The sequence below is a fragment of the Qipengyuania atrilutea genome (assembly GCF_013370205.1).
GTDB classification, from domain to species: domain Bacteria; phylum Pseudomonadota; class Alphaproteobacteria; order Sphingomonadales; family Sphingomonadaceae; genus Actirhodobacter; species Actirhodobacter atriluteus.
This window is the reverse complement of sequence record NZ_JABWGV010000003.1, coordinates 407,531-417,500: the sequence shown is the minus strand read 5'-3', so window position 1 is coordinate 417,500 and position 9,970 is coordinate 407,531. Positions and strand designations below refer to the sequence as shown.

The window sequence follows — 9,970 nt, the reverse complement described above, 5'->3', positions numbered from 1 at the left end:
TCTGCTCAATTACGAGACGGTCAAATACTTCGGCGCGGAGAAGCGCGAGCGCTCCCGCTATTCGCGCGCCGCCGATGCCTATGCCGAAGCGGCGATAAAGAGCGAGAACTCGCTCGGCCTCCTTAACATGGTGCAGGCGCTTATCATGAACCTGCTGATGGCGGCCGCAATGGGCTATACCGTCTGGGGCTGGAGCCAGGGGCGGCTGACTACCGGCGACCTCGTCTTCGTGAACACCTATCTTACGCAGCTTTTCCGGCCGCTCGACATGCTGGGCTGGGTCTATCGCACCATCCGGCAGGGCATCATCGACATGGCCGCGATGTTCGACCTGATCGACCAGCGGGTCGAGGTGGCGGACAAGCCGGGTGCGCCCGCGCTTGTCGTCAGGCAGCCCTCGGTCGTGTTCGACAACGTCGAGTTCGGCTACGAGCCGGAGCGCACGATCCTCCACGGCCTCAGCTTCGAGGTTCCTGCGGGCAGCCATATCGCGATCGTCGGTCCATCGGGCGCGGGCAAGAGCACCATCGCGCGGCTCCTGTTCCGTTTCTACGATCCGCAGTCGGGCCGCATCCTGATCGACGGACAGGACATCGCGGACGTCACCCAGCTCTCGCTGCGCCAGCATATCGGCATCGTCCCGCAGGACAGCGTCCTGTTCAACGATACGATCGGCTACAATATCGCATACGGACGCGAAGGCGCGGAGCACGACGACATTCTGGCGGCAGCGAAGGCCGCGGCGATCCTTCCCTTCATCAAGCGGCTACCCGACGGCTTCGATACCGAGGTCGGCGAGCGTGGCCTGAAGCTTTCCGGCGGAGAGAAGCAGCGGGTCGCCATCGCGCGCACGCTGGTCAAGGATCCGCCGATCCTGCTGCTCGACGAAGCGACCAGCGCCCTCGATTCGCGGACCGAGCAGGACATTTTGCGCACTCTTCACCGGGTGAGCGAACACCGTACGACCCTTGCGATCGCGCACCGCCTGTCGACTATCGCCGATGCCGACCGCATCCTCGTACTCGAACATGGACGGCTTGCGGAAAGCGGAACGCATCTCGAGCTTCTGCGACGGCGCCGGCTCTACGCCGATATGTGGGCGCGCCAGCAGTCGGAAGGCGGCGACGGCGATGAAGCGGAAGAGGCGGCGGAATAGGCGCGCAGGTTGCGCTGCACTGCACAATCTGTAGATAGCGGCGAGTAAATCCAGGGGCAGCGACGGGCGGCCCGCAATCAGTTCGGACAACTACCATGCCTCAACCCGCAGCCCCTGCGGCCAACCTCGGCGTTTCCATCAAACGCGACTGGTTCTCCAACATCCGCGCAGACGTGCTGGCAGGCATCGTCGTCGCGCTGGCGCTAATCCCCGAAGCGATCGGCTTCTCGGTAATCGCAGGGGTGGACCCGCGGGTCGGGCTATACGCGAGTATCGCGATCGCCATCGTGATTGCCTTCACCGGCGGGCGGCCCGGCATGATCTCTGCCGCGACTGCCGCAGTCGCAGTCGTCGTCGTGCCGCTGGTCCAGCAGTACGGTGTCGAATATCTGTTCGCCGCGACCATCCTCATGGGCATATTTCAGGGCATCGCGGCGCTGTTGCGGCTCGACCTGATGATGCAATTCGTCAGCCGCAGCGTCATCACCGGCTTCGTCAATGCGCTCGCGATCCTCATCTTCATGGCTCAGGTGCCGTTCCTGATCGACGTGGGCATCGTCACCTACGCGATGGTCGCGGGCGGGCTCGCGATCATCTACCTGCTGCCGCGCATCACCACCGCCGTCCCCTCCCCGCTGGTCGCGATCGTGGTGCTGAGTGCGCTTTCCATCGGCCTCGATCTCGACGTGTTCACCGTCGGAGACATGGGAGAGATCCCCGAAGGCCTGCCCTATTTCGTCTGGCCCGACGTTCCGCTGACGTGGGAAACGCTGGCGATCATCCTGCCCTACTCGCTGACGATGGCCGCGGTGGGCCTGCTCGAATCGCTGCTGACCGCGCAGATTGTCGACGACATGACGCATACCGACAGCAACAAGCCGCGCGAGTGTGCCGGGCAAGGCATCGCGAACATCGCCGCCGCGCTGGTCGGCGGCATGGGCGGCTGCGCAATGATCGGCCAGTCGGTCATCAACGTGACGAGCGGCGGGCGCACGCGCCTGTCTAGTCTGACCGCGGGCGTGACCTTGCTTCTGCTTCTCGCCGTGCTCGGCCCGATCGTTGGGCAGGTGCCGATGCCGGCGCTGGTCGCAGTGATGATCATGGTGAGCATCGGGACATTCAGCTGGAATTCCATCCCGAACCTGCAAAAACATCCGTGGCCATCGAGCGTCGTGATGCTGGCGACGGTCGTTTCCGTAGTCGCAACACACAACCTGGCGCTCGGGGTGCTGATCGGCGTGCTGCTCTCCGGCATCTTCTTCGCCGGCAAGGTGCGCCGCATGTTCGACGTCACCCGCCGCCGCGATGCGGACGAAGCGGTCTATGTCGTCACCGGGCAGATCTTCTTCGCGAGCGTCGACCGCTTCATCCAGAAGCTCGGCCCCGAAAGCGCTGCCCCCGACCCCGCGGACCACGTGGTGATCGACGTGAGCAAGGCGCACTTCTGGGACATCTCCGCTATCGGCGCACTCGACAAAGTCGTCGAGCGCATGCGCCGCAACGGCCGCAGCGTTCAGGTATTGGGCCTCAACGAAGCGAGCACCGACCTCGTCGACAAATTTGCGCTGACCGACAAGACGGGGGTCGAGATCGGGCTAGCGCCCCATCCGTAACTGTCGACGTCGAGACTTCTGACCGACGCAGAGCCGCTTCGTAAATCAGTTGGATCGACGATCGCGCTGAGCGAGGTAGCGAAGGCCTTGATTGATCCAACCAGAAAGAATGAGACTGCTGCGAACCCGAAAATAAATCTAACTATTGTTGCTTCGAAGGGAATGGAAACCGCGAAGCATAAGCACCCTATCGCTGCATATCGTAAGTACGGGATTTGCAAATTCAGGTTCTGCGATAAGTAGAAGGCTGACGTCGCGGCGATCGTCAATCCTATTGCTAGGCAGACGTCAGTTTGCCGAGAAATCATCAGCTGGATGGTCTCGCCAATGCCTAAACCTGCGAAGCCAATAAGCGACAGTGCAGCAACGTACCTTACTAAGGCTGTTCGCATATTATACGCCGAAAACAATCAGCACGGCAGACAAGGCAATGGCACGAAAGTAACTGGTCGGCATAAGATTTCATGCCTCTTTCGTGACCAAGACACAACGTCCGCAACGGGTCGCAATCAGAGATAACCCAACGTCCGATTTTTGCTTACAATATATACTTGCTCAGATCGGCATCACCCGCGAGGTCATCCAGCCTTTCGCGTACATACGCCGCATCGATCGTGACGGTTTCGCCTTGATGCTCCTCGGCTTCAAAGCTGATGTCCTCAACCAGCCGCTCCATCACCGTTTGAAGCCGCCGCGCGCCGATGTTCTCGACGCTTTCGTTCACCTGCGCCGCGATCTTCGCCACTTCGTCGATGGCGTCGCGGGTGATGTCGAGCGTCACCTGCTCGGTGCCCAGCAGCGCTTCATATTGCGAAACGAGGTTGGCGCGCGTTTCGCTCAGGATGCGGACGAAATCCTCTTCGGTCAGCGCGCGCAGCTCCACCCGGATCGGCAGGCGGCCCTGCAGTTCGGGCAGCATGTCAGACGGCTTCGCGACGTGGAATGCGCCCGATGCGATAAAGAGCACGTGGTCGGTCTTCATCGGCCCGTACTTCGTCGCGACGGTCGTGCCTTCGATCAGCGGCAGGAGGTCGCGCTGCACGCCCTCGCGGCTGACGGAGCCGCCGCGCACGTCGCTGACCGCGATCTTGTCGACCTCGTCCAGAAAGACGATCCCGTTGGTCTCCGCATTGGCGAGCGCCACGCGGGCGACATCGTCCTGGTCCATGCGCTTTTCGGCCTCTTCCTCGACCAGTTTGTCCCACGCATCGGCGACCTTGAGCTTCTGGCGCTTCTTCTTCGTCTTGCCGAAGGCCTTGCCCATCATGTCGCTCAAGTCGATCATGCCCATGCCGCCGTCCATGCCCGGAATGTCAATCGGCATGGAGGGCGCGTCGGTCACCTCGATCTCGACCTCGACGTCGTTCATCGCGTTCTGCGTAATCCGCTCACGGAAAGATTCGCGGGTGGCTTCGGATGCATTGTCGCCGACGAGCGCGGTCAGCAGCCGGTCCATCGCGGCCTTTGAGGCAGCCTCGCGCACCGCGTCGCGCCGCCGGTCCTTTTCGAGCCGGATCGCCTCTTCCACAAGGTCGCGGGCGATCTGTTCGACGTCGCGCCCGACGTAGCCGACTTCCGTAAACTTGGTGGCTTCGACCTTCACGAACGGCGCTTCCGCCAGCTTCGCAAGGCGGCGGCTGATCTCAGTCTTGCCGCAGCCGGTCGGGCCGATCATCAGGATGTTCTTGGGCGTCACCTCGTCGCGCAGATCGTCGGACAGCCGCTGGCGGCGCCAGCGGTTGCGCAGCGCCACGGCGACCGCGCGCTTCGCTTCCTTCTGGCCGATGATGTGCTCGTCGAGTGCAGCGACGATGGCTTTGGGGGTCAGGTTTTCCATAATTTTCGTACTTGTCCGGGGTAATACTTCTGGGTCCCCGCGTGCGCAGGGTGACGGAGCGACTAAACCGTTTCGACGGTCACGTTGCCGTTGGTGAAGACGCAGACATCGGCCGCCACCTGCATGGCGCGGCGCGCGATCTTTTCCGCATCCTCCTCGTAATCGACGAGCGCGCGGGCGGCCGACAACGCGTAATTTCCGCCCGAGCCGATCGCGGCGATCCCGCCTTCGGGTTCGAGCACGTCGCCGTTACCGGTCAGAACCAGCAGCGTATCCTTGTCCGCGACGATCATCAGCGCTTCGAGGTTGCGGAGGTATTTGTCGGTGCGCCAGTCCTTCGCCATCTCGACCGCCGCACGCATCAACTGCCCGCGGTACTGCTCGAGCTTCTTTTCGAGCCGCTCGAACAGGGTGAAGGCATCGGCGGTCGCACCGGCGAAACCGGCGACGACCTTGTCGCCTTCGCCGATCCGGCGAACCTTGCGCGCATTCGGCTTCATGACGGTGTTGCCCATCGAAACCTGGCCGTCGCCTGCGATGACGGTCTTCCCGCCTCGCTTGACGCCGATGATGGTCGTGCTGTGCCACTGAGTAAGCCCGTGGCTGGCATGGCTGTCGGTCATGGCGGCGATATGGGAAGCGCCGCCCTGCGATCAAGCGTAGCGGCGCTTACGGACCGCCGGGTCCGCCGGGTGCACCTGTACCCGGTGCGCCGACCGTCCCGATGTTGCCGAACAGGTCTTCGAGGAAGGACCGCTCGCGGCCGAGCGTCGGTGTCTGGTCACCGTCGGGGCTCAAGTAGACGACCTTGTCGATCCCGGAGTTTTCCGCGGAAATGACGTTACCCGCGTCGTCGAACTTAACGGCAAGCACGAAGTGCTGCTGGATGCGCGGCTGGCGGAAAGGCCCGCGCGCGGTCAGGCTGGAGACGTAATACCAGGTCGGCTCGCCGAACTGGCTGGTAAAGCTCGGCCGGCCGAGCGTCGCCTGCACCGAGCGCTGGTTGTCGATGCCCGGCGCGATCGAATTGACCAGCAGCGGGTCGTTCACGAACCCACGCGATTCCTTGATCGAAGCGCAGGATGACAGGCCGGCAGCGCAGACCGCCAGTGCCGCCGCAGCATAAATCTTGCGGGAACCGGTAGGAAGGAAGGAAAGGAACATCGGCCGTTCGAACTCCGTGTCTGCGACGCGCGAGGTCACGTTCCCGCGCGGGCAGACTTATCATAAGGGGCCGGACCTGCTGGGCAGCAGCCCCGGCTGAAACGTGGCGGCCTGATACGGGCGTGGGCCCGCGCTGGCAATGCCACCTCCGCGATTTTCTTGCCGCGCTTTGTTGCGCAAACCGGCTTTAATCACCAATGAATAGGCATGCCGCATACCGTTTCATCTCGCGCACGGAGCTAGCCGATGGCCTCGCGTATCAGCCAGTCGCTCTCTCGCCTGTTCGGAACGCAGGCCGATCCGCGAGAGGAACTGCGCCCGCTGTGGCATCACGTCATCGGCCTGTCCCGCGACGAGGCATGGTACCGCGATTGCGGCGTCGCCGATAGCGTGAGCGGCCGCTTCGACATGATCGCCAACGTCACCGCGCTCGTGGTGCTCAGGATGGAAGACTCCACCGAACTGCGGCGGAAGACGGCCTATCTGATCGAATTGTTCGTCGAGGACATGGACGGGCAGCTCCGCGAATTCGGCGTTGGTGACGTCGTCGTCGGCAAGCATGTCGGCAAGCTCATGAGCACGCTCGGCGGCCGGGTCGGCGCTTTCCGCAAGGCGGTCCACAAGCGCGCCGAGAGTGCCCTGAACGATGTCGAGGTCGGATCGGACGATCCCGACGCGGCGGCAGCGACGGTCGAGCGGAACACGACGATGGCGGACGAGACGAAGGCCGACACGCTCACCGTAAGGATGATGGAACTCGTCAGCACGATGATGGCAACCAGCGACGAGGACGTTCTTGCCGGACGCTTCGCGCTATGAGCAGTGCCGCGCCGTCATTGCCGGAGAAAAGCGAGCTCGAGCGGCTGGTCCGTATTCGGGCGATCCCCGCCGAACCCGTCAGGATCGATGCCAGCGAAACGGAGCGCGCGGCCCTTTCCAAGCGGTTCGGCCTGAGCGTGGTCGAAAGCTTGCGCGCCGAAGCCCGCCTTCATCCTAAAGGGCAGTCCGTCCGCGCGACCGGCGAACTCGAAGCCAAGATCGTGCAGCGCTGCGCGATTTCGAACGAGGATTTTCCGGTCCAGATTACCGAGGAATTCGATTTCCGCTTCGTGCCGCAACAGGAACGCGAGTACGATCCAGAAGAGGAAATCGAACTCGATGCGCAGGACTGCGACGAGATCGAATATGAAGGCGAAGCCTTCGACCTGGGCGAAGCGGTTGCGCAAACTCTGGGCCTCGCGATCGACCCCTTCGCTACCGGTCCTGATGCGGAGGCCGCGCGCAAAGAGGCCGGGATCGTCGATGAAGTTGCCACTGGACCGTTTGCTGCCCTCGCGGCGCTCAAAACAGGCGGTTAAGAGCGCTTCCGGGGGCGCTAGGTGCGCTTAGACCCCTTCTCTGCCCGCCTAGACCCCCGCTCACGAAACGCTTCCTCAGAACGGAATGTCGTCGTCGAGGTCGTCGTAGTTCGAGCCGCCGCCCATGTTGCCGCCAGAGGCTCCGCCGCCTGAGCCGCCGCCGCTCTGCCAGCCGCCGCTACCGCCCGACGAGCCGCGATTGCCCCCGCCATAGCCGCCGCCCGAACCGCCGCCGCCTTCGCCGCGTCCGTCGAGCATCGTCAGCGTACCGCCGAAGCCGCGCAGCACGATCTCGGTGGAATAGCGGTCGTTGCCGGACTGGTCCTGCCACTTGCGGGTTTGGAGCTGGCCTTCGACGAAGACCTTGCTGCCCTTGCGAAGGTAGTTCTCGCATACGTTGATGAGACCTTCGGAGAAGATCGCGACCGAATGCCATTCGGTCTTTTCCTGCCGCTCGCCGGTATTACGATCCTTCCAGCTTTCGGAGGTCGCGATGCGCAGGTTGCACACCTTGCCGCCGTTCTGGAAGCTGCGCACTTCGGGATCGGCGCCCAGATTGCCGATCAGCATGACTTTGTTGAGGCTACCCGCCATTTGAAATTCCTTAGCTTTGAATGCTTGCCCGCCTGCCTAACGGCGCTGCCGATTCGATTCCACCGCCCGCAGTCAAAATATGTGAATTGCGTGCCGGGTGGCCGCTACCGACACCCTAGACCGGCGGCGACCGCGATCCAGTAGGTGAGGCCTGCGAAAACGTAGGCTGCGGCAAACAGGTAGACCAGCATGAAGACCGGCCACTTCCACCCGTTCGTCTCTCGCTTGGCGACCGCGATGGTCGAGAGGCACTGCGGCGCGAACACGAACCATGCGAGGAAGGCGAGCGCGGTCGGCAGCGTCCAGGTCGCCCCGATCCGCTCGGTAACGCGCTCCGCCACGACGTCCTCGTCGCTCGATTCGACGGCATAGATCGTGCCGAGCGAGCTGACGGCAACCTCGCGCGCAGCCATCGCCGGGATCAGCGAAAGCGCGATGTCGCGGTTGAAGCCGATGGGTTCAACCAGCACCGCGACGCCGCTGCCGATCTGTCCGGCGATCGACGCATCGACTTGGCTCTCGCCCGGATCGGCTTTCGGGAACGAGAGAAGCACCCACAGCGCGATGGTGGCGGCGAAGATGATCGTCCCCGCACGGCGGAGGAAGACCCACGCGCGCTGCCACAGGCCGATCGCCATATCGCGCAGCCGCGGCAGCTGGTAGCGCGGCATTTCCATGATGAAGCCGCTTGCCTCGCCCTTGGTGAAGCTCCTCCGCAGAACGAGCGCAGCGACCATCGCGCCGACGATGCCCGCGATGTAAAGCCCGAACAGCACCAGCCCCTGAAGCCCGATGCCTGCGCCGATCGTGCGCGCCGGAATGACGGCTGCAATGACGACTGCGTACACCGGCAAGCGGGCGGAGCAGGTCATCAGCGGCGCAATCAGGATCGTCGTCAGCCGGTCCTTGGGATCGGCAATCGCGCGCGTCGCCATGATGCCGGGAATGGCGCAGGCGAAGCTCGAAAGCAGCGGAATGAAGCTGCGACCGGAAAGCCCGACGCCGGCCATCATCCGGTCCATGATGAAAGCCGCGCGCGCCATGTAGCCGCTCGCTTCCATCGCGAGAATGAACGCGAACAGGATGACGATCTGCGGCAGGAACACGACCACTGCGCCGACGCCTGCGAACAGCCCTTCGGTAAGGAAATCGCGGAAGAAGCCGTCGGGAATGTTACTCGTTACGGCCGCCGACAAAGCGCCTACGCCCGCCTCAAGCGCATCCGCGAACGGCGTCGCCCAAGCGAACACCGCCTGGAAGACCACGAACAGGAAGGCGAAGAGGATGATCGGCCCGGCCCAGGGATTCAGCATCACCGCGTCGAGGCCGCGCTCTACCTTCGCACGCTTGCTGCGCGAAAGGATGGCGGCGCGCGCCATGTGTTTCGCTGCGAGGCGGCGCTCGGGAAGCGAAATATGGTCGAGGTGCCGCGAACGGTCGGCAGGGTCGGCTTGCGACGCGCTGCTCATCGCTTCGCCAAGTTCGGCAAGACCCCTGCTCCTGACCGCGACCGTCGGAATGACGGGCACGCCGAGCGCTTCGGACAAGGCCGCGGGATCGAGCGTCAGCCCGTCGCGCTCCGCCAGATCGACCATGTTGAGGGCGACCACGGTCGGGCGGCCGAGCGCAATGACTTCCTGCGCGAAGACAAGGTGCTGCTCAAGATTGGCGGCATCGAGTACGAGGATGAGCACGTCGGGCACGGGTTCGCCCTCGAACTCGCCGTGAACGATCTGCCGCGTGACCTCTTCGTCGGGGCTGGCCGTATCGAAGCTGTAGGCGCCCGGCAGGTCGACCAGTTCGACCGGCTCGCCGCTCGGCAAGATCATGCGCCCGGCCTTGCGCTCTACCGTTACGCCCGGATAGTTCGCGATCTTCTGCCGCGCACCCGTCAGCTTGTTGAACAGCGCGCTCTTGCCGGCATTGGGATTGCCGACCAGCGCAGCCCGCTTGATCCGGCTCATGCCGCCGCCGTTTCCGCCTGAACCGGCTCTACCGAGATCGCAGTGGCGTGCCCGCGGCGCACGGCAATGGTCATCGAGCCAAGCCTGATCGCGAGCGGATCGCGCCCGCCGAACACGCCGCGGTGAAGCACGAGAACCTCCGCCCCGTCGTCGACTCCGAGCGCCCGCAGGCGCTTCGCATCCGATTCCGGCAGGCCCGTCCAGTCGATCGCGGTGATTCGCGCCGTCACGTCGGGAGCCAGTTCGTCGAGAGTTCGGCCTTTATCCATAGCGCGCGCGCTAAG

10 protein-coding genes (1 of these 10 only partly in view) are annotated in these 9,970 nt (G+C 63.7%); 4 read left to right on the top strand and 6 right to left on the bottom strand.

From position 1 onward, the window contains the following. Nucleotides 1–1,156, top strand: the 3' portion of a protein-coding gene (locus HUV48_RS10065; RefSeq protein WP_176267646.1) for an ABCB family ABC transporter ATP-binding protein/permease. It extends 674 nt beyond the left edge of the window; only the last 1,156 of its 1,830 coding nucleotides appear in the window; its start codon lies off the left edge, out of view; its stop codon occupies nucleotides 1,154–1,156. 95 nt (nucleotides 1,157–1,251) lie between these two features. Beyond that, nucleotides 1,252–2,769 carry a SulP family inorganic anion transporter gene (locus tag HUV48_RS10060; protein WP_176267645.1) on the top strand — a complete coding sequence of 506 codons (1,518 nt, stop codon included), beginning with the start codon at nucleotides 1,252–1,254 and terminating at the stop codon, nucleotides 2,767–2,769. A 538-nt stretch (nucleotides 2,770–3,307) separates the two neighbouring features. Here HUV48_RS10060 and hslU read toward each other — a convergent pair. From hslU to HUV48_RS10045, 3 genes are read right to left on the bottom strand one after another with little or no spacing between them, the layout of a single operon-like run. Next, nucleotides 3,308–4,609 (bottom strand): ATP-dependent protease ATPase subunit HslU, encoded by a 1,302-nt coding sequence (gene hslU / locus HUV48_RS10055; protein ID WP_176267843.1) that lies wholly within the window; start codon nucleotides 4,607–4,609, stop codon nucleotides 3,308–3,310. Nucleotides 4,610–4,668: 59 nt separating this feature from the next. Beyond that, on the bottom strand, nucleotides 4,669–5,229 hold the full coding sequence (gene hslV / locus HUV48_RS10050; RefSeq protein WP_176267644.1) for an ATP-dependent protease subunit HslV: 561 nt from the start codon (nucleotides 5,227–5,229) through the stop codon (nucleotides 4,669–4,671). 46 nt (nucleotides 5,230–5,275) lie between these two features. Then, entirely contained in the window at nucleotides 5,276–5,770 is a 495-nt protein-coding gene (locus HUV48_RS10045) for an outer membrane protein assembly factor BamE (RefSeq protein ID WP_176267842.1), read from the bottom strand. A 246-nt stretch (nucleotides 5,771–6,016) separates the two neighbouring features. Here HUV48_RS10045 and HUV48_RS10040 point away from each other — a divergent pair, with 246 nt between their 5' ends. After that, nucleotides 6,017–6,589: a ubiquinol-cytochrome C chaperone family protein gene (locus HUV48_RS10040; RefSeq protein WP_176267643.1), complete on the top strand. Its 573-nt coding sequence runs from the start codon at nucleotides 6,017–6,019 to the stop codon at nucleotides 6,587–6,589. Then, the gene (locus HUV48_RS10035; RefSeq protein WP_176267642.1) at nucleotides 6,586–7,128 is read left to right on the top strand and encodes a YceD family protein; all 543 of its coding nucleotides are present in this window, start codon (nucleotides 6,586–6,588) and stop codon (nucleotides 7,126–7,128) included. Before HUV48_RS10040 ends, HUV48_RS10035 begins: the two co-directional genes overlap by 4 nt. Nucleotides 7,129–7,203: 75 nt before the next feature. On the opposite strand, the gene ssb is transcribed toward HUV48_RS10035, so the two are convergent. The 3 genes from ssb to HUV48_RS10020 form a co-directional block, all read right to left on the bottom strand. Next, nucleotides 7,204–7,722, bottom strand: a complete 519-nt coding sequence (gene ssb, locus HUV48_RS10030; RefSeq protein ID WP_176267641.1) for a single-stranded DNA-binding protein — start codon at nucleotides 7,720–7,722, stop codon at nucleotides 7,204–7,206. 104 nt (nucleotides 7,723–7,826) lie between these two features. After that, on the bottom strand, nucleotides 7,827–9,686 hold the full coding sequence (gene feoB / locus HUV48_RS10025) for a ferrous iron transporter B (protein ID WP_176267640.1): 1,860 nt from the start codon (nucleotides 9,684–9,686) through the stop codon (nucleotides 7,827–7,829). Then, on the bottom strand, nucleotides 9,683–9,955 hold the full coding sequence (locus HUV48_RS10020; protein WP_176267639.1) for a FeoA family protein: 273 nt from the start codon (nucleotides 9,953–9,955) through the stop codon (nucleotides 9,683–9,685). Before HUV48_RS10020 ends, feoB begins: the two co-directional genes overlap by 4 nt. Nucleotides 9,956–9,970: the final 15 nt, after the last annotated feature.

Bases quoted from the DNA above. Each gene is read 5' to 3' on its own strand.
- HUV48_RS10060 (WP_176267645.1), top strand. From the start codon at position 1,252: ATGCCTCAACCCGCAGCCCCTGCGGCCAACCTCGGCGTTTCCATCAAA.
- hslV (WP_176267644.1), bottom strand. From the start codon at position 5,229: ATGACCGACAGCCATGCCAGCCACGGGCTTACTCAGTGGCACAGCACG.
- HUV48_RS10045 (WP_176267842.1), bottom strand. From the start codon at position 5,770: ATGTTCCTTTCCTTCCTTCCTACCGGTTCCCGCAAGATTTATGCTGCG.
- HUV48_RS10040 (WP_176267643.1), top strand. From the start codon at position 6,017: ATGGCCTCGCGTATCAGCCAGTCGCTCTCTCGCCTGTTCGGAACGCAG.
- HUV48_RS10035 (WP_176267642.1), top strand. From the start codon at position 6,586: ATGAGCAGTGCCGCGCCGTCATTGCCGGAGAAAAGCGAGCTCGAGCGG.
- ssb (WP_176267641.1), bottom strand. From the start codon at position 7,722: ATGGCGGGTAGCCTCAACAAAGTCATGCTGATCGGCAATCTGGGCGCC.
- feoB (WP_176267640.1), bottom strand. From the start codon at position 9,686: ATGAGCCGGATCAAGCGGGCTGCGCTGGTCGGCAATCCCAATGCCGGC.
- HUV48_RS10020 (WP_176267639.1), bottom strand. From the start codon at position 9,955: ATGGATAAAGGCCGAACTCTCGACGAACTGGCTCCCGACGTGACGGCG.